At 31.9% G+C, this 20,599-nt stretch carries 12 protein-coding genes; all 12 read left to right on the top strand.

The annotated features are described in order from the left end of the window. Positions 1-10: 10 nt before the first annotated feature. Positions 11-1,555: a RagB/SusD family nutrient uptake outer membrane protein gene (locus ACJJVY_RS00365; RefSeq protein WP_405603996.1), complete on the top strand. Its 1,545-nt coding sequence runs from the start codon at positions 11-13 to the stop codon at positions 1,553-1,555. Between the two features lie 161 nt (positions 1,556-1,716). Further along, complete coding sequence (locus tag ACJJVY_RS00360) at positions 1,717-3,522, top strand: arylsulfatase (protein ID WP_405603994.1); 1,806 nt, start codon at positions 1,717-1,719, stop codon at positions 3,520-3,522. A 34-nt stretch (positions 3,523-3,556) separates the two neighbouring features. Next, a complete protein-coding gene (locus ACJJVY_RS00355) occupies positions 3,557-3,910 on the top strand; it encodes a hypothetical protein (RefSeq protein ID WP_405603992.1) in 354 nt (117 codons plus the stop codon). Between the two features lie 36 nt (positions 3,911-3,946). Then, positions 3,947-5,077 (top strand): alpha/beta hydrolase fold domain-containing protein, encoded by a 1,131-nt coding sequence (locus ACJJVY_RS00350; RefSeq protein ID WP_405603990.1) that lies wholly within the window; start codon positions 3,947-3,949, stop codon positions 5,075-5,077. A 28-nt stretch (positions 5,078-5,105) separates the two neighbouring features. After that, complete coding sequence (locus tag ACJJVY_RS00345) at positions 5,106-6,053, top strand: T9SS type A sorting domain-containing protein (RefSeq protein WP_405603988.1); 948 nt, start codon at positions 5,106-5,108, stop codon at positions 6,051-6,053. Between the two features lie 93 nt (positions 6,054-6,146). Then, positions 6,147-8,531 carry a T9SS type A sorting domain-containing protein gene (locus ACJJVY_RS00340; RefSeq protein ID WP_405603986.1) on the top strand — a complete coding sequence of 795 codons (2,385 nt, stop codon included), beginning with the start codon at positions 6,147-6,149 and terminating at the stop codon, positions 8,529-8,531. Positions 8,532-8,553: 22 nt separating this feature from the next. Then, positions 8,554-11,529, top strand: a complete 2,976-nt coding sequence (locus ACJJVY_RS00335) for a T9SS type A sorting domain-containing protein (protein ID WP_405603984.1) — start codon at positions 8,554-8,556, stop codon at positions 11,527-11,529. Between the two features lie 30 nt (positions 11,530-11,559). Then, entirely contained in the window at positions 11,560-13,008 is a 1,449-nt protein-coding gene (locus ACJJVY_RS00330) for a sulfatase-like hydrolase/transferase (protein WP_405603982.1), read from the top strand. A 44-nt stretch (positions 13,009-13,052) separates the two neighbouring features. Beyond that, positions 13,053-14,516 (top strand): alpha-L-fucosidase, encoded by a 1,464-nt coding sequence (locus ACJJVY_RS00325; RefSeq protein WP_405603980.1) that lies wholly within the window; start codon positions 13,053-13,055, stop codon positions 14,514-14,516. Positions 14,517-15,007: 491 nt separating this feature from the next. After that, positions 15,008-18,154 carry a TonB-dependent receptor gene (locus ACJJVY_RS00320; RefSeq protein WP_405603978.1) on the top strand — a complete coding sequence of 1,049 codons (3,147 nt, stop codon included), beginning with the start codon at positions 15,008-15,010 and terminating at the stop codon, positions 18,152-18,154. Between the two features lie 44 nt (positions 18,155-18,198). After that, positions 18,199-19,620 carry a BspA family leucine-rich repeat surface protein gene (locus tag ACJJVY_RS00315; RefSeq protein WP_405603976.1) on the top strand — a complete coding sequence of 474 codons (1,422 nt, stop codon included), beginning with the start codon at positions 18,199-18,201 and terminating at the stop codon, positions 19,618-19,620. 121 nt (positions 19,621-19,741) lie between these two features. Beyond that, a complete protein-coding gene (locus ACJJVY_RS00310; protein ID WP_405603974.1) occupies positions 19,742-20,599 on the top strand; it encodes a hypothetical protein in 858 nt (285 codons plus the stop codon).

Raw genomic sequence — 20,599 nt, 5'->3', positions numbered from 1 at the left:
AAAACTAAAAATGAAAAATAAATATATAATTAAAGTTTTGATGATTGCCTTTTTGGGGATAACCATCAGTTGTAATAATTTTTTAGATGAAGATGCGAGAGGTTTATTAACCCCTACAACATTCTTCCAAAATGAAGAAGAAGCAGTTTTAGCTTTAAATAAATTGAATGAAGGGGTAGCGAATGCAGGTTTTCTATTCTTCTTAGGAACCGATGTAGGTGTTTCTGGTAGAATAACATTAGCGGCATCACATCGATTTGGAGCTTATGATTTTGATGTGAGTGATAATCGACTTAAATGGTTAACTCAATATGGTATTATAGCAGATGCTAATTTAGCTTTGGCTAGTATAGAGAAATCATCGTTATCAGATGATGTAAAAGGAATGGTTACTGCACAATCACTTTTCTTTAGAGCATTTCAATATATAAACCTTGCTACTACTTATGGTGACGTACCTTATTGGAGAGATGAGTTGACTAACTTAGAAGAGGTTGCTTTATATGGTCAAACAGATGATACTCTAATTTTATCAGATATGATTGATGATTTAGATGCTGCTATTACTTCTGGATATTTATCTACAAGTACATGGGGTAATAATGATGGAAGACCAACAGTTTGGGCTGCTCGTATGTTAAAAGCGCATGCTCATATTTGGTTAGAAGAATGGGAGGAAGCTCGTACAGAACTAATTGAAGTAACTACTAATTCTCCTCATATATTACATGATGATTATGCAGATAAGTATAGAGAAGGTAATGAAGTTCATTCAGAGATTATTTTTGGAAAACAATATTTACAGGATATACTAAGTACTCTTAATACAGTAGCACGCCCTAACCTTGCTGGAGATTCAGGTTCACGACCTGCTTTTTCCGAAGTAGGTATTACCAATGGATCTGCACCTTTTACATTAAGAAAGAGTTTTGCTAATACTTATGATGATAATGATGCAAGAAAAATTTACAACGTATGGGATAGTTACACATTAGAAGGAACAACAGAGCCTATTGAATTTGCATGGACATATATACCAAAATTAATGGCAGGACCAGTACCTGTTAGCGATCCTTTATTTGCGGAAGAAGAAGCTAGAAATAATTCAAGTCAACCTGCTCGTATATTTTTATTAGCAGATGCTTATTTATTACTTGCAGAAGCAGATTTTATGTTAAATGGAGGGACTAGTCAAGTAGCACTTGATGCAATCAATGCAATAAGACCTAGAACTAGTTTATCTAATTATAACTCAATAACTATAGAAGACATTCGTAATGAACGAGCTTGGGAGCTAGTAGGAGAAGGTTATTGGGGTAGAAAAAGAGATCTTATTCGTTGGGGAATATTAGATGCTACTATTATAGGTTTACCAGCTGCAGAAACAGCTGCAGGAGCTACAACAGAAGCTATTTCACGTGCGCAAGATGAAGCAAATATTATTGCAAATGCTCCAGCAGGAAGGTATACACAATATCCAGTACCATTGGATGATATTTTACAAAGTCAAGCAACTGGTGGTGCATTGGTTCAAAATCCTTTGTGGGAAGATTAAAAGATTGGATATAAGTTATTTTATGTATTGGGCTTTAAAAGCCCAATACATAAATTTTTTTAATAATAAAAAGTGCTTAGCCAATAGAAATAATAGATTATTAAGTATGATACTCTACTGGAAAAACTAAAGAAAAATAATCTTGTAATAACAAAAAACAAATGATAAGATTAAATAAATATATAGCATTAATAACCATATTTACTTTATTAATTTCTTGTAAAACAGAAAAACCTGCAGAAATAAAGAAAAAACCGAATGTAATTATTGTAATTACAGACGATCAAGGTTATGGAGACATAGCGTATAACGGAAATAAAATTATTAAAACTCCTACAATAGATAAATTTGCTGGAGAATCTGTTAGTTTAACAAATTATCATGTGGGTACTACTTGTGCACCTACTCGTGCAGGACTACTTACTGGTAGAAATTGTAACAGAAATGGCGTTTGGCATACTATTATGGGAGCTTCTTTATTAAATAGAGAAGAAGTAACAATGGCAGATGTTTTTAAAGAAAATGGTTACAAAACAGCAATGTTTGGTAAATGGCATTTAGGAGACAATCATCCATTTTTACCAGAAGATCGCGGATTTGAAGAAACTTTTTACCATGGTGGTGGTGGTGTTGGTCAAACTCCAGATTATTGGAACAATGACTATTTTGATGATACTTATCACAGAAATGGAGTTCCAGAAAAAGTAGAAGGATATTGTACAGATGTTTGGTTTAATGAAGCAATTAAATTTATTGAAAGTAAAAAAGACGATCAATTTTTATGTTATTTAAGCTTAAACGCACCTCATTCTCCTTTTAATGTTCCTCAAGAATATTACGATTTGTATAAAGACGAAGATAGTTTGTTAGAAACTCAAAAACGTTTTTATGGAATGATTACCAATATCGATGATAATTTTTCTACGTTATTAAAAAAGTTAGATGAATTAAAAATTGCAGACAATACCATCGTTATTTTTACTACAGATAATGGAACTTCAAATGGTTATAAAGCAGGTGAAGATGGTGAAATTCATGGGTATAATGCAGGAATGCGTGGTACAAAAGCAAGTGAATATGATGGTGGTCATAGAGTGCCTTTTATGATTAGATGGCCAAATGGAAAACTAGAGGCAGGTAAATCGCTTTCAGATTTAACAGCACATGTAGATATTTTACCAACATTAGCATCATTAGCTGATATTAATTTTACTTCTGATAAAGTAATGGATGGTACTAATATAGAATCGTATATAAAAGGAGAATCTAAAATTAAAGACCGCTATTTAGTTACAGACACACAACGTATTTCTTGGCCTGTAAAAGGAAAACAAAGTTCAGTAATGGATGGAAGTTGGAGATTGGTAAATGGTAACGAGTTATATAACACTGCAGAAGATCCAGGACAAACAAATAATTTAGCTGCTCAATACCCAGAAAAAGTAACAAGTATGAATGCTTTTTACGAATCTTGGTGGCAAAGTGTAATTAAAGAAACAAAATATTCTACTATAGATTTAGGGGTGGTTGAAAAGGAAGTTATTACTTGTCATGATGCAAGAACAATAGATTATTTTCCACCATGGAATCAAAGAAAAATTCGTGAAGGACAAATAATGAAACCTGCACCTTTCTTTGTAAATTTTGTACAACCAGGTAATTACACATTTAAATTAACACGTTGGCCAATGGAAAGTGGTGAAGCTTTAGGTGCTGAAATTAATGATGCAATAGCAGAAACTGCAACTACGGATCCACGAATTAAAGGAGAATCGATGAAATTTAAAAAAGCTTTTCTAAAAATAGGAGATAAAGAAGTTTCAGTTAATGTAGATAATACAGCCCAATCTGCAGATCTTCAGTTAACTGTTGAACAAGGTAAAACAGAAATGTTAGCTTGGTTTGAAATGGAAGATGGATCGGTAAGCAACGCCTTCTATGTAAATGTAGAAAATAGCAGCAAATAATAAATTAAACAATAACCAATTAAATTTTAAAAAAATGAAAAAAGTCTTAAGTATCGTATTTATCCTTTTTATAACGGTATCGCTATCTGCACAAAAGAAAAAAAAGAAAACTGCAAATAACGATTGTTATTTAACAGAAGCAACCAAAACATTTGACTTATCTGATGATGAAAAAAATGACTTAAATGAACTTTTAGTAAAGGCTTCAAAAGATCGTGCTGCAATTAAAAAAAGCGTTAGAGCTGGAGAAATTACTAAAGATCAGGTGAAAGGAAAAACTAGAGCAATTAATCGTAAATATTTTGCTGATTTAGGCAAATTAACAGGGAAGTCTAAAAAAGAGGTTATGGTTTTTGTTAAAGAAGTTGGAGGTAAGTGTAAAAAATAATTTCTTATATATTATTAATAAACATTATTTTAAAGAATGAAAATCATATTTTTTAATACAAAACTTTATAAAGTTTTATTAGTACTTATTTTAAACTTGCTATTTCTTCCAACTTTTGTTGCGCAAGAAATAGTAGGTTATACAGAAGTTGATTCAAAAATTGAATTCGAAAAACTAGATGGTAATTCTAATGGAGAACTAGACGTAACTGAAGTATTCCAGATTTGGAAACAGCTAAGAAAATATGATACAGATGAAAATAAAAAGATAGATTTTGAAGAGTTCTCAAAATTTGAAATTCCATACCTAAAAACCAAGGGTAAGAAAAATTTAAATATAAGATACAAAATCACTGAGGCAGAAGATTTGTATTTAGATATTTATTATCCGGCACAAAATATAGGTGCTAAAAAATTACCTGTAGTATTTTATACGCATGGCGGAGGTTGGTTTAATGGAAGTAAAGAAAACATTGTTAGAAAACCTGTTTCAGCTCCTTTTTATAAACTGTTAGAGCAAGGTTTTGCTGTGGTATCAGTTAACTATAGATTGACAAGAAGAAAATCTGTGTTAATGCGAGATTGTGTTATAGATGCTATGGATGCTTTACGTTTTCTATCAAAAAATAGCGATGCTTTTGCATTAAACACAAACAAAGTTTATCCAATAGGAGATTCAGCAGGTGGTCATATAGCTCAAATGATAACTTTAGCAAATCCAGATAACTTTAAAGGAGATAAAAAACTTTTTGGAAACACATATAAAGTAATTGCTGGTATTTCTTGGTATGGTCCTTCAGATTTTACCATCAGAAAATTATTTGAAACCACAGACAAAACTAAAAACCCAGATAGATTTAGTTCTAGAATTACAAAAACAGAATCAAATCCTAAAAGGATAGCTCAGATGTATAAAGAAATGAGCCCTATTTTCTACTTAACAAAAAATAGTCCACCATTATTTATGATGGCTGCTGATAATGACACAACCATTCCTGTAGGACATGCATATCATATGAAAAAGAAAGCAGATCAAATTGATGCCAATGTAGATATGTTTATCGTTAAAAATGCAGGTCATAACTGGCGAAAAGCAGGAGGCAATATTGAACCAACATTAGAAGTAATTACACAAAAAACTGTGGACTTCTTTTTAAAGTATAAATAATAATATTAACAATTAAATTAAATAAATTATGAAAAAAAATTACACATTTAAAACGATTAAAAAAGGAATAGTGTTAATGGCTATTTTAGCAGGGTTTACACAGGTAAATGCGCAAACAGAAACTGAATATGATACAAGTATAAGACCAGATGCTACTATTTTAACCTATCCTAATGGTGCAGCTAACTTTATTTCAGATGAGATAACTAGAGAAGGAGTAACTTTTAAACTTCAACTTACTGCAACTCCCTCAGGAAATGAGAATGCATTTATTGGGAATGCAACAAATAGAAGGTTTGGTGTTGGTGATAGTACGGATGAAACTAATCCTGCCAATTTGCTTAACTCAGAATTTGGTGATACGATAAACTTTAATACATTAGAAGTTATTGACTTTAATGATAATGGAACGGGTTATACAGAAGCTGCCATTTCAAAATTAAATTTTAAAGCAATAACAATTAGAGGTGGTCATGGAGCTGCTGATAATGCTAGTCTTACAGTTGATGGAGCTACCAATGCTGGTACCTTTGAGTTAGGACAATTAGCAACTGTTAATGAAGTTTTAGAATTTGGTGTAGAATATACTAACCAAGCAAGTACTCCCTTTACTATTGGATCACAAGAGGGAGATATAACTACTGTTACTGCTACTAATGGAGTAACAGACGGAGTGAGTAATTTTCAATTATTAGGTTTGAATGTAGGGTATACATTTACAACAAATGCAACTGCTTCTGTAGATGATAATGTAAAAAAAGATACTTTAACTATTTTTCCAACAGTAACAGATGGAACCTTTTCTGTAAACAAAGCCTTTGAAACTTTACAACTTTTTGACCTAACTGGTAAAGCTGTTAAAACATTTAAATCTTCTGATGCTTTAGAAGTATCAGGAATTGGTTCTGGACTTTATATCGTTAAAATTCAATCGGAAGTTGGTGCAATTTCTACAGGTAAATTAATCGTTAAATAATCATAAAAACCATTTCATAATTTAGGTAAAAAGGAAAAAATTTGGGTTTACTTAAATTATGAAACTTTTTAATCTGCAATTTTTTATCAAAAGATGAGAAAAAATTCAATTCATATATTGGTGTTTCTTTTATGTTCGTTTTCAACTAACATAAGTTTTGAAGCACAAGTTTCAGACCCAGAATTAGGTCTGAGAGCAGATTGGATGAAAGGAGCTCTAGGATTGTTATGGTTGCCTGAGCGCAATTACAATGGTAATATTGAAGGTATTAGAATTGATGATTTTATCGCTCAAATAAAAAACCTTAGAACCATTGATTATGTACAACTTCCATTAACGAGTCCAAATATTTTTTCTCCAATACATGTTGGTCCTCATCCTATAATAGAAAGTTTATGGCAAGGAGATACTGATACAAATGGTGATATAATTAATTTGGCAGTTCCTAGAGAAGCAGTAGATGATCCTCTTTTAAGCTGGTTAAAAGCATTAAGAGCAGCAGGATTAAAAACGGAAATATATGTAAATTCATATAATTTATTAGCTCGTAATCCAGATGATACACAAACTGAATATCCAGATGTTTCAAATCGATGGATGGAATGGTGTGATACTAATGCCGAAGCGCAAGCTTTTATAAATAGTCAAAACTATCATAATGGAGATGGCAGACGTAAATATATGTTTTGTTATGCAGAATTTATTTTAAAGGAATATTCAAAACGATATGGAGATTTGATAGACGCTTGGTGTTTTGATTCTGCAGATAATATTATGGAAAATGAATGTGGAGATGATCCTGCCTCTGACGATGTAAATGATCAAAGAATTTATCAAGCTTTTGCAGAAGCATGTAGAACAGGAAACCCAAATGCTGCATTATCATTTAACAACAGTGTTGGAGATCGAGAAGGAAACCCATTTTCTACAGCAACTTTATTTGATGACTATACTTTTGGACATCCATTTGGAGGAGCAGGTAATATGGTTGAACCAAGAGATCCACTGTATGACTATAATTTTGGTATTATTGAATGGATGGAAGCTTATAATGGTTATGCTTTTAGAGATGATTCAAGAGATTGGAATGATAATGTTGTTTCTCATTTTTTTCCAAAACAAAGTACTACATCATGGAATGCAGGCAATACTCCTTGTTTAACAGATGAAGAATTTGTAGAATGGACTACCAAAGGTCTTATAAGTGGAGGAGCAATTACTTGGGGAACTCCTTTAGTGAGAACCAATTTAGAAAATTCTCCAGAACTTGTGTTAAGAGATTATGCAGTAACTCAGTTTGAGCTTACAGATACGTATTTAAAAGAATTTCAGTCTCCCGGAGCACCAAATTGGTCAAGACAATATACTATTTTACCACCTGCTTATAAAGGTTCTTTATACTCACATAAATTAATAGAAGGGTTTGATTTTTGGGATCCAGAAGGAGATGTTATTACATCACTAATAGCTTTAGGTAGTTTTCCTTCTTGGTTAACTATTAAAGAAACAGCGCCCGGAGTTTGGACATTAAGCGGAACTCCTACAGAAACAGTAGAGACCGATTATAATTTTAATCTACAAGTAAACGATGTATCTGGCGGAACTAACAGACAAGTAACATTAAACGTTTTATCAGAATTTGCTTCAACAGAGGTTCAAGTAAAAGCAACAGCAAGTACTAATTATGGAATAAATACAAAGGCTGTTATGTATTCTGATGTTCAAACAGCACCAGATGGATTGGCAACCTATAGAATTTCAATAGATGTTATACCTACAAGTAATAAAGCTGTAATTTCTGGTGTTTCAGGAGGTGACGCAACAGAAAATTCTTGGGGATTGGGAGATGGAACAAATAATAATAGCGATGATATTTTTACAGGTAGTGATAACGAATGGATAGAGAGTATTAAGAATATTCAAATTGTTGATTTTAATGCCAATGGAGGATCTCTTACTGTAGACAACTTTTCAGGTTTTTTTAAATCTATTACTATTGTGAATGCACAATCCGTAAATGATTTTGTTTCCTTAAAAGTTGGTACTACAACTTACAACCCAGGACGGTTAGCAAACAAAACAGAAATCCTTGATTTAGAATTAGAAACTTTAACTAATAATATTACTGATTTTGCTATTGGAACAGGGAATACATCAACAACTAATAAATGGTCAGTTGAAGGAATTCATATAGCAATTGAAATTAATGATAGTAGTTTATCTACTGCTGAAATAAATCAAGAGGAAATAGTCTCATTTGCTTTATTTCCAAGTCCAGCAAATAATCGAATTTCATTTAACATGCCATTGCATGCTGTTAAAATTATAGATGTAAACGGAAAAGAATTGAAAACTTTTTCAAAGGAAATAAAAAATATAGATATCTCAGATCTTATGTCGGGTATATACATCCTAAAAGGAATTAATGCCGAGGGAAAAACTATTATAAAAAAATTTATAAAACAAACTTCAAAATAATTCAATTTTATCTAATTAAAGAATGAATAGCAAAGAAAAAATATTGATAAATGTGGATAAGAATAATTTCTTATTCATGCTTTTTTGTTTGTTATTTGGAGTATTTAATACACAATCTCAAGTGTTTTACGATGAAACATCGTCAAATGGAATAGTGTCTATAGAAGGAGCTGCTGTTTGGAATAATTCATCAAATGAAGGTTTTGAATATGATAATAATGGCATAAATGTTCAAAATAGAGCACTATTATATTCTACATCAGCTTTCCAATCTGAAGATGGATTTAAGCTAACAATTGAATATACTACAGGATCAATTGAAGATATTGCTGGGCATAATTTTTCTTTTGGTTTAATAAGTGATGAAACTGATTTATCAACTTATGTGGGGTTCAATCCTTTTAGAGCAGAGACATCAGTTTATAGTATTGGTACCAATTTAACAACCACTGAAGATGATACAGCAAGAGGTTTAAATTTTACGAATACTACAGAAAGAGTTACTTTGGATGAATCTGGAACCAGAATACAATTTGTTGCAGGTGAAACCACAAAAGTTACTATAGAAATTGGTATTGGTGGGTATTGGTCTTATCGTATTAATGATATTTATGAAGCATCTGGAGTAGTATTAGAAGGTTTTGATTTAACTAAAAATTATCACGTTGCTGTGTATGGGCAAAGTGATAATGGCAATGGAAAATTGATTGAATCCATTACTTTAGAAAAGAGATATGCTGCAGGAGAACGCTCAGTAAAATTACGAGGAACTTGGAATTCAGAAATAAATGTAGATTTATTGGATGACAGAATAAAGAATCTTAAAACATTAGATCGTTTAGGTGTAAGTTTTACAAACGGCGCTGTATTATCTGCAGAACACAAAGTGCCTCATAAATTGTTTGATATGTTACCTGGTGGAGATGCAGCTGCCCCGGCTTGGGGAGATTTAAATTCAGATACCCCAGATAATGATAAAATGCTAGCGGATATTTTAAAAATTAAAGCTGCTGGTTTTTATGTAAAAACCTACACAAATTCTGAAAATTTTGTTGGCTCAAATGCAGACCATCTTCAGCCATTTGTAGATAGTTGGATAGCATATTGTGATACGGATCCAGAAGTACAGGCTTTTATTAACAGTAAACCTTATCATACAGGTATTTGGAATAGAACTACTGAAACCTATGAAGATGCCACTGATACTTTTCCTATGAGAAAGTATATGTTTTGTTATGCAGAATATTTTCTGAAAGACTATGCACTTCGCTATGGTAAATACTTAGATTCATGGATTTTTGATGACGGAGGTACTATGGAGCAGAATGGAGATAATGCTACAAGTGGTCTTGTAGAAGAACAAAGAATATATCAAACTTTTGCAAATGCGGTGCATGCCGGTAATCCTGATATTCCAATTGCTTTTAATAACGGTAGGAGCACAGTAAATTACAACTCTTATCCTTTTGCACATGCTATTAGATTTGAAGATTTTACATTCGGACATGCTTTTGGAGGAAATAACAATCATGCGGAAAAAGAAAATGGAAATCAATTTAATCTTAATTATCAATATATAACCCGTATGACTGAAACCAATGGGTTTGTACATGCAGGTGGAAGTTGGGATTGGGATGATAAGATTGTAGGAAATTTTCATTCAAAATTATCAACATCAGCATGGAAATATGGGCCTACACAAGCATGGGAACAAGATGATTTTAATCAATGGAACTTAGAGGCAATGCATGCAGGAGGGTCTGTGACATGGGGAGGATCTTATAATAGAGATGTTACAACAATTTACGATTGGGTATATGTGCTATTAGAGGGTATGGATAATTACCTTGCAGAATACGAAAATCCAGGATCACCAAACTGGGCAAGAGCTCATACTGTTTTACCACCGGCTTACAAAGGTTCCTTATACACACACACATTAAAAGAAGGTATTGACTTTTGGGATCCAGAAGGAGATGTTATTACATCACTAATAGCTTCAGGTAGTTTTCCGTCATGGTTAACTATTACAGAAACAGCATCTGGAGAATGGACTTTAAGTGGAACTCCTACAGAAACAACAGATAGCGAATATGAATTTAATTTACAAGTAAATGATGCTTCCGGAGGAACTGATAGAAAAGTAACATTAAATGTTTTTTCAGAGATTGATTTTATAGATGTTCAAATAAAAGCAACAACAAGTACAAATTATGGTTTAAACACCAAAGCTGTTATGTTCTCAGATGTTCAAACAGCGCCAGATGGATTAGCAACCTATAGAATTTCAATAGATGTTACACCTTCAAGTGATAAAGCAGTAATTTCTGGTATTTCAGGAGGTACAGCAACAGAAAATTCTTGGGGGTTGGGAGATGGAACAAACAGTAATAGTGATGCTATTTTTACAGGTAGTGATAACGAATGGGTAGAAAGTATTAATAATATTCAAATTGTTGATTTTAATGCCAATGGAGGTTCGTTAACTTATGATAATATAAAAGCCAATTTTAAATCTGTTACCATTGTAAATGCACAATCTGCAAACGATTTTGTAACCTTAAAATTTAATGAATCTAATATTGATGTAGGTAGATTAGAAAATCAAACACAAGAAATAGCTTTAGAAGCTATTTTAAATACAGATTCTATAGAGGAGTTTGCTATAGGCGTTGGAAATTCAGAAGCTACTAATAAATGGTCTGTAGAAGGTGTTACTATAGCCATTGAATATAAAGATAATAGTTTATCAAATTCTGAGATACATCAGAATAAAATTGAGCCTTTTAGTGTATTTCCAAATCCAGCAAAAAATCAAATTTCATTTAATCGTTATTCAGTAAAGACGCAAGTTTTTGATGTAACAGGAAAATTGGTGAAAATTGATATTACAAGAAAAAAAACAATTGATATTTCAACATTAAAAAACGGAATATACATTATTAAAATGCTAACCGAAGAAGGGGATATCTTCTTCAATAAAATAATAAAAGAATAATTAATAAAATTGGTGATACAACAAATAAATATGAAAATTAAATTTTTAATAATGGCAAATAGAACAGCAATATTATGTTTTCTATACTTGATTACATCTTGTACAGGATTTACAAAAGCACAAACCAAAGCACAAAAACCAAATATCATTTTCATTTTTGCTGATGATTGGGGGTATGGAGATATAAGTGCACATGGTAGTACTTGGGTAGAAACTCCACATATAGATAAAATGATAAGTGAAGGTATGGACTTTGCTAATTTTACAGTTAACAGCCCTGTTTGTTCACCAAGTAGAGTTGCGGTTATGACAGGGCAATTTCCTGCAAGACAATCTATTCATCAACACTTTCAAGGTTGGAAAGCACATCAAAAAAGAGGAATGCCAGATTGGATGGATCCAAATGATATGTCACTACCAAGAGAATTTCAAAAAGCAGGTTACGTAACTGGGCATTTTGGGAAATGGCATTTGGGTTGGAAAGCAAAAGATGGCCCTAAAGAAAGCGATTATGGTTATGATGAATATGCAACGTTTAACGGTTCAGGAACTATAAGTATTCCTAAATCTGGATCTGTAGGTGTAGATTATGCAGAAGACTTCATCAAAAAAAATAAAAACAAGCCATTTTTTATAAATCTATGGTTACATGAAGCACATACAGCTCATTATCCTCAAAAACGTTTTATGGATAAGTTTGGTAAACTAGATGAGCAAAAACAAGTATATGCTTCAATAATAGCAGAAGGAGATGAAGCAGTTGGTAGAATTACAAAATTGCTAAAAGAATTAAACTTAGATGAAAACACGTTAGTAGTTTTTTCTACAGATAATGGTCCAGAATGGGAAGGTTCAGAAAAAGAAAAACTGCATAAAGGTAATGAAGAGAATGGAGTAGCGGGGCTTGGTAAATATTATTCTGTAGGTGAAACAGGAGGATTAAAAGGTCAAAAAAGATCATTGTTTGCCGGTGGAATTCGTGTACCATTTGTGGCTAAATGGCCAAAAGTTATTTCTAGTGGTGTAGAAGATAAAAATTCTGTAGTAACAGCTGTAGACTTATTACCAACTTTTTTTGAAGCTGCTAATATTACAATGCCAAAAGACTATAAACCAGATGGAGAAAGTATGATGTCTGCTTTTAAAGGAAAAGGTTTAGAAAGAAGTAAACCAATTTTTTGGGAATGGAAAGGTGGTACAAGTAAAGATTATACATGGCCAACATTAGGTGTAAGATATGGGGATTACAAATTAGTTGTAGATGTTACAGGTGATAAATATGAGTTGTTCAACATAAAAGAAGATTGGAAAGAAGAAAAAGATTTAGCAAAATCCAACCCAGAAATAACATCAAAACTTTTAAAAATGGTAAAAGATTGGAAAGCGACTTTACCAACTGAACCTAGAGCAAGTGCTTTATCTATAGTAAGAAATAAAGCAAAGACTAAAGTGAACAAAAAAAAGAAAAAGAATAATTAAATCAACATAAAATTAAAAACCTTAAAGTTTAATTTTTAATCAATATGAAACATACTGCTAAAATATTTTTATTATCATTTTTTGTAATAAGTATAGCTTGTAAAAAAGAGCCTGAACTTACTTATGAACAAATGAGTTCGTCAAAAGAAAAATCTAAAGAAGCTTTTAATGATGCTAAATACGGTATGTTCATACATTGGGGTTTATATTCAATTCCTGGAGGTATTTGGAAAGGCAAAAAAATGGAGGAACTAAAAGGACCTAGAGTAGCAGAATGGATTCAATTTGGCGCACAAATACCAAGAGCAGAATATGCAGCCTTAGCACCTCAGTTTAATCCAGAAAAATTTGATGCGGATGCTATTGCAAAATTAGCAAAAGATGCAGGAATGAAATATTTGGTGATAACGTCTAAACATCATGATGGTTTTGCAATGTATGACTCTAAAGTAAGTGAATATGATATTACTGATGCAAGCCCTTATCCAAAAGATATTGTACAAGAATTGTATGATGCTTGTAAAAAATATGGTGTAGATTTTGGATTGTATTATTCTCATAATATAGATTGGATGGATGCAAATGATTGCGGGTTATCTGAATATATAGCATCTGGAGGAGAAATACATGCCAGAGTAAAACGTAAAGCAGGTGTAAATACTTGGGATCCAAGTCCGAATACATTTTCAGAATATTTAGAGGATAAAGCATATCCTCAAGTTAAAGAAATTCTTACAAAATTTCCTGACATGACTAGTTTGTGGTATGATTATCCACATTATGTTACTCCAGAACAAAGTCATGAGTTTTACAAAATAGCGTATGATTTACAACCTAATATGTTAGTAAATTCTAGAGTGGGTAACGATTTAGGAGATTTTGATATTCCAGGAGATAATAAAATTCCTACGGACCATTTAGCAATTACAAAACCTTGGCAAACTGTTGGTACAACTAATAATTCATGGGGATATAAATCTTATGATAAGGATTGGAAATCTGTTAAAGAGTTATTGTTTTGGTTAACAGAAATAGTAAGTAAAGGTGGTAATTATATGTTGAATATTGGACCAAAAGCATCAGGTGAAGTTCCAATAGAATCTGTCAATAATTTATTAGAAGTAGGAAAGTTTTTAGCAGTTAATGGTGAGGCTATTTACAATACAAGAAAATGGAAAGTTACTAAAGAAGGACCTACTAATATTGAAATGAATGGTACGCATGATAGAGCAGAAAAAGCAGATTTAAAATTTGAGTTTACTCCACAAGATTTTTGGTTTACTCAAAAAGAAAATACGGTGTATGCGATAGCACTTGCATATCCACAAGAAAACGAAAAGGTGATTATTGAAAGCTTAACTCAAGAAAACTTAGCAGCAATAAAAAGTGTAACCTTATTAGGTGATGATTCAGAAGTGTCTTGGAAACAAACCAATGATGGTTTAGAGATAGAATTAAACCAGGAAGAATTGAATCCGAATGGGTATGCTTTAAAAATTGAATATTAATATTTTATTTTCGAGCAATAAAAACTGGAATACTTAGAAGAAATTCTATAAAATGATGCTTTCATTGGGAGTTATTTCATTTTTTTCAACTAGGCTTTTGAGTCAAGTTGTAAAAGAGAGCTGTGATGTATGCAAGAGTTCTTGCGCCATTTTAAGTAAATTTAATGGTTGTGTATTGGTATAATTACCTTTCATCTTTTATTAAAAATAGTTAAAGATCCGAATCCAAATCTTAGAAATTTTTGAGAAGTATTTAAGGTCTTATGTGGCAAAGATAATCTATCAAATATTTTTTAAAGCCTCCATGATTTTATCAATTTAATAAAATCAGCCGTTATTTTTTATTAAAAAGTAGATTTAAGCAACTGAATGGTCTAATTCAGCAATGATAAAATACACATCCGTGCTATTTTTGAAAAACTATTCAATCTTACAAATAAAACATTGAGATTAAATATTTTATATACTAAACAATTAACTAAAACTAAATTATGAGAAATATTATTACCACATGCCTGCTAATGGTTTCTTTTTTTGCATTTACACAACAAAAAACCGTAAAAGGTAAAGTTGTTGATAAAGAAGGATTAGCACTTTTTGGAGTTAGCATTATAGAAAAAGGAACTAAGAATGGAACTGTTTCAGATTATGATGGTGAATTTTCTTTAAAATTAAAAGGAACTGGCAATCAGTTAGAATTTAGTTATATAGGTTATAAAACAAAAATTATAATTGTAGATAAAGAAGTTTTAAATGTCCTAATGGAACCAAGTACAAACCAATTAGATGCAATTACTGTTACAGTAGGGTTAAGAGCTGCTCAATTAAAATCTATTAAAGATAAAAGAGACTCGGATGATATCATAGAATCTATTACCTCAGAAGATATTGGTGCCTTTTCAGATAATAATACTGCAGATGCATTAGAGAGAGTTGCTGGTGTTCAAATAGAAAGAAATATAGATGGAACTACTGGAGATAGAATTTCTGTCCAGGGTTTAGGACCAGAATTTGTAGAGGTAACCATTAATGGGAGGTCTCCACTTTCAGCAGGAACTGATGGATATAGTGATTTAAGACAGTTTAATTTAGATGTTATACCAACAGAAATTATTAGTGGTGCTTCTATCAATAAAACTGGTGGAGCAGGTAGTAATGGTGGTATTGGAGGTAATGTAAACTTTAGTACTATAAGACCTTTAAATATGCGTTATAAAGGAGATACAAAATATTTTGGTGTGGTATCTTCTAGGACTACAGCCAATAGCAATAAACCAGAATTGGGAAGTAGAGCTTCATTTGCATTTGGAGGTAAAATTACTGAAAAACTTGGGGTATTTGCCACTTTTTTAAAATCAAAAGATATAACGGTTCAAAATTCAGTTGGTCTAGGAGGTCACTTGCCTAGAGGTTATACAATAGATACCAATGAAAATGGCGTGTATGATGAAGGGATTGATACTTATTATGCTGCTATAGATAGTACACATTATGGGCCTGGTAATAATAGTAATAGTATTAATAAAAGAATAAATACAAGAACAGCAACTTCCTTAGGAATTCAATACAAACCGAATAAGAAGTTAGACATTATGCTGGATTATACATTTACTGGTCTTATAGCTGATTCTCAAAGAGATGTTTTGCAAACGACTTACACTAATCTTTTTACTACTACTAATAATAATACAGGTATTACTAACCACGTATTATGGGCGCCAGATGCCCTTGATTTTAATGGATCGCATTTAACATATTTCGACCTAGAGGGTGCGCCAGATGCTGGTTATACTATAAGAAGTAGAAATACGCAGGTTAAGAATAATACTAAAAGTGGCTTAGGTGGTTTAAACATTAGATACAAAGCAAATAAGAAATTAAACTTAGTTGGAGATATCTCTTATTCTAGTATTAATTTTGTTGGTCAGACAGTAAATAGTGGAACTATAGTATATAACCAGGATTTCGAGGAGTTTAATCGTCAAGGTTTATCTTTAGATATAAGAGAAGGAGATTTTTCTTACGGATTTCCTAATATATACAATAGTGAGGTCTTAGCTACCGCTGCTCCAAACATAGGAAATAATGTTACAAAAAATATAGGGTATAAATTTCAGGCTAAGATAGATGCGGATTATAGAATGAATAAAAACTTTAGAGTATCTGGAGGTTTAAGTTATGATTATAGCGATAATGAATCTAGACGATTTGGGATAAACTCAAATACTTTTGTAAAAGAAGATGGTAGCGTTGGGCTTAGTGCAGCGCAGTTAATTGCATATAAAGATTTTACTTCTCAAGGTACTAGAACAGATGGCATTTTCTTAGAAGGAGGTACTGGTTTAGATAACTGGCTAGCTAGTTCAGGTTTAGCGCTTTGGAATGCAGGTCCTGAATTTGCTTCTTATGATGGAGGTGAAATTTTTAATTTTGACAAATCGCTTTCAGAAATTCCAGGAGAAGAGGATAACGTTGGATTTAATGCAAATAGATCTTATCAAGTTTTAGAAGCGAACCTTAAGGCATATTTAGATTTAAGATGGACTACTAAAGTTTTTGGTCGTAAAGCAGTTTTCAGATTTTCATCATCTCTTGTTAAATATAATAATGCATCTTCAGGGTTTTCAACGATTGTATATTATGATCCTATAGATGATACAGAAACTGCAGATACTGGTTTTTCTCAATACCTTGTAACAGATAATACTACCCTAAATTTCTTGCCAAGTTTTAATGGAACAATAGATCTAACTAAAAAGGTAAAACTTAGATTAACTGCAAGTAAAAGATTGACAAGACCTAGAGTTAGAAATTTACTTCCTAACAATACAATTAGATTTATAGATCCAGAATCAGAAGTATTAAACCCAGATTCAGAAAGCTATGCACCTAATGAGTATTTTAACACAATTAGATCTGGAAACGCTAATTTAGTTCCTAGAACAGCTTGGTCTTTTAATACTGCTTTAAGTTATTATACTAAAAATGGAGGTATTTTTACAGTAGGTGGATTTTATAGGGACCTTAGAAATTATGCGGGTGTAATATGGCAATATCAGCAACCATTTCCAGGTATAGAAAAAATTGGTATTTCATTACCTGAAGGATTAGAAGATAGTTTGTTTGATATTAGGCAACCTGTAAATAATGCATCCAATGCGCAGGTATACGGTTTTGAAGCTGGGTTAAATCAACATTTTACTTTTTTACCAGGTTTTGCCAGTGGTTTTGGTTTTTCTGCTAACTTTACGTATACAGAAAGTGAATTTATATCAGCAACAGGAGAAGATGTAGCATTAGGCTTGCCTGGAACATCAAAATATAGTGGAAAAGCAATTTTATACTACCAAAAATATGGTTTAACTTTTAGAGCTACAGGATCTTACAGAAGTAATTATTTAAGCCGTCTTGCAGGTCTTGGTTATATTGGTCAAGATCAGTCTCATTATACGATAGGAAACTTGATATTAGGATTAAGTGCTCAGTATAATATAACTAAAAATGTAAACTTAAATACAAGTATTACCAATTTAACTGGTACAAATACTAAAAGATATATAGCTAACGACCCAAAGAACTTAACGTCAGTTTTTGCAGTACAACCTGTATATTCACTTGGTCTTACATTTAGGTTGTAAAACAATTAAATAGAAATTTATTTACTAATTAAAAACATAAAGAAATGCTTAAAAAAATAATACTTCCGTTTTTTTGCTTATTCATAATAACGGCTTGCGAGCTAGAAATACCTAAAGCCAATTTAATTATTCTTGATAGTGATGCTACTTACTCACAAACAGGTACAGCTACACAAGGAGATCATATAGGCGTTGTAAGAAGAATTGCGACCAATACACTAGAAGAAGGAGTTTTTGATTTACTTGCAGAAGAAACCTTAGTAGACCCAACAATAGAAGAAGCAAGTCTAGATGGTTTTACTTTTGAACTTATAGACCAATCTGTAGACAATGCTGTTGAGATAAGTAGTACAGGTGTTATTACAATAAATGATATCAATGCTTTTGATCCTACTAGATATGATCGTATTACTGTAAATTATGTGGCATATCTTGAAGATAAATTTAAAGAAGGTACTTTTTTTATTGATATTATTGTAGATACTACGAATTCTGAATTTATAACTGTTTGGAACGTTGAAGCAGGAGGTACCATTGTGCTACCTTTATATGCAGGAGATGATTCGGAATATAATTTTACTATAAATTGGGAGAATACTGGTGATCCAGCAGATGATGTAGCGGTAACCTCTTTTGATGATCCAGATGCAATGCATACTTTCGCTGACGCTGGTTTAAAAACCATTACCATCAAAGGTTTGATTAAAGGGTTTAATTTTGGTAAAAATGGAGTTAGTTCATCTAATTTAGTTGATGTACAAAAATGGGGTTATATGTATTTTGGAAGTCAACCAGGCGTGTTTCAATGGTGTGATAATTTAGTGGAGTTTACAGCAACAGATAATCCTTTAATAGGAAGTACAACCAATATGCAATTAATGTTTTTTAACGCACGTCTTTTTAATGGTGATTTAACTGGTTGGAATGTTTCTCAAGTTACATCTTTCCATTCAACTTTTAGAAATTGTTTTGCTTTTAATGGAGATATTAGTACTTGGGATGTTTCTTCAGTGACCACTATGTATCGAATGTTTTTTAATAGCGGTGCTTTTAATCAAGACCTAAATAACTGGGATGTTTCTAATGTTACTGATTTTGGACAAATGTTTAGGAGATCATCTGGTTTTAATGGTGATATAAGCAATTGGGATGTTTCTAATGCTACTGCTTTTGGGCAAATGTTTAGACAGGCAAGTGCTTTTAATGGTGATATAACTGGTTGGGATGTTTCTAATGTTACTGGTTTTGTCTCATGTTTTCTTCAAGCAACATCATTTAATCAAGATATTTCAGGTTGGGATGTTTCTTCTGCTTCAAGTATGGCTACTATGTTTAGTGGTGCTACAAATTTCAGCCAAGATTTATCTAGCTGGGATACGAGTCTTGTTAGTGATTGCACAGATTTTGATCTTAATTCAGCATTAACAGAAGATCAATTACCTAAATTAGGATGTTTTGATTTTTAATGTTATTAATTATTGATAAAGCAAAAAGTAACACCCTTAGAGATATTTATGCTGAGAGTGTTGCTTTTTTCTATAGTAATAAAACTGAACACTAAGTATGAAGTTAAAACTAGAAAAAAATATGAAAAGAAGAAAAGCCATCAAATTAATGGGATTATTTGGTTTGGCATCATTTGCGCCCACTAAGCTTCTAAGTCAGGGTGTAAATAATACCTGTCAAAATGCTTGGGAAAAGCTACATAAGTTTGCTAGAACACGTTATCAATTCAGATATATAGAACCTGTACCTAGTTTACCAAAAGTCTTTATTTATGGAGATTCTGTATCTATTGGATATACTGAATATGTTAGAGCGTCTTTAAAAGATAAGGCATGTGTATATCGTTTGCATACCAATGGGCAATCTAGTAATGAGTTTATTTCTAGAATGGAAGAGTTGAGAAAAAGAATGTTTCAGCCTTACTTAAAAGAGGGATGGGACTTTGAATGGGATGCAATTCATTTTAATGTTGGGCTACACGATTTAAAATATTTAGCAAATAAAAAATTGGATAAGAAAAATGGAGTCCAAGTTTCTACTTTAAAACTATATGAAGAGAATTTACATAAGATTATTAATTATCTTAAAACTAATTATCCAAAAGCGAAGTTAATCTTTGCGACCACTACACCTGTTCCAGAGGGCGCAGATGGCAGGTTTTCTGGAGATTCTGTTAAATACAATAAGGTAGCTTTAAATGTAATAAAACAATATCCAGAAGTTATTGTAAATGATTTGTTTACATTTTCAGTACCTGTTTTAAAGAAACATGGTGTTAAAGAAGGAGATGTACATTATAAAGCAGAAGGTTCTCGATTACAAGGTATTGAAGTTGCGAAAAAAATTGCAACTTCTATAAACATAACACCTATTGAATGTCCTTCAACAGAGATTATTACAATTCAATTTAAAACATACGAATCAAAAAAAAAGAAATAA

The organism is Polaribacter sp. Asnod1-A03, assembly GCF_045063585.1.
Taxonomy (GTDB): domain Bacteria; phylum Bacteroidota; class Bacteroidia; order Flavobacteriales; family Flavobacteriaceae; genus Polaribacter.
Note: the sequence above shows the minus strand (reverse complement) of the source record. Positions and strands in the feature narration are given on the sequence as shown.

Bases quoted from the DNA above. Each gene is read 5' to 3' on its own strand.
- ACJJVY_RS00365 (WP_405603996.1), top strand. From the start codon at position 11: ATGAAAAATAAATATATAATTAAAGTTTTGATGATTGCCTTTTTGGGG.
- ACJJVY_RS00360 (WP_405603994.1), top strand. From the start codon at position 1,717: ATGATAAGATTAAATAAATATATAGCATTAATAACCATATTTACTTTA.
- ACJJVY_RS00355 (WP_405603992.1), top strand. From the start codon at position 3,557: ATGAAAAAAGTCTTAAGTATCGTATTTATCCTTTTTATAACGGTATCG.
- ACJJVY_RS00350 (WP_405603990.1), top strand. From the start codon at position 3,947: ATGAAAATCATATTTTTTAATACAAAACTTTATAAAGTTTTATTAGTA.
- ACJJVY_RS00345 (WP_405603988.1), top strand. From the start codon at position 5,106: ATGAAAAAAAATTACACATTTAAAACGATTAAAAAAGGAATAGTGTTA.
- ACJJVY_RS00340 (WP_405603986.1), top strand. From the start codon at position 6,147: ATGAGAAAAAATTCAATTCATATATTGGTGTTTCTTTTATGTTCGTTT.
- ACJJVY_RS00335 (WP_405603984.1), top strand. From the start codon at position 8,554: ATGAATAGCAAAGAAAAAATATTGATAAATGTGGATAAGAATAATTTC.
- ACJJVY_RS00330 (WP_405603982.1), top strand. From the start codon at position 11,560: ATGAAAATTAAATTTTTAATAATGGCAAATAGAACAGCAATATTATGT.
- ACJJVY_RS00325 (WP_405603980.1), top strand. From the start codon at position 13,053: ATGAAACATACTGCTAAAATATTTTTATTATCATTTTTTGTAATAAGT.
- ACJJVY_RS00320 (WP_405603978.1), top strand. From the start codon at position 15,008: ATGAGAAATATTATTACCACATGCCTGCTAATGGTTTCTTTTTTTGCA.
- ACJJVY_RS00315 (WP_405603976.1), top strand. From the start codon at position 18,199: ATGCTTAAAAAAATAATACTTCCGTTTTTTTGCTTATTCATAATAACG.
- ACJJVY_RS00310 (WP_405603974.1), top strand. From the start codon at position 19,742: ATGAAAAGAAGAAAAGCCATCAAATTAATGGGATTATTTGGTTTGGCA.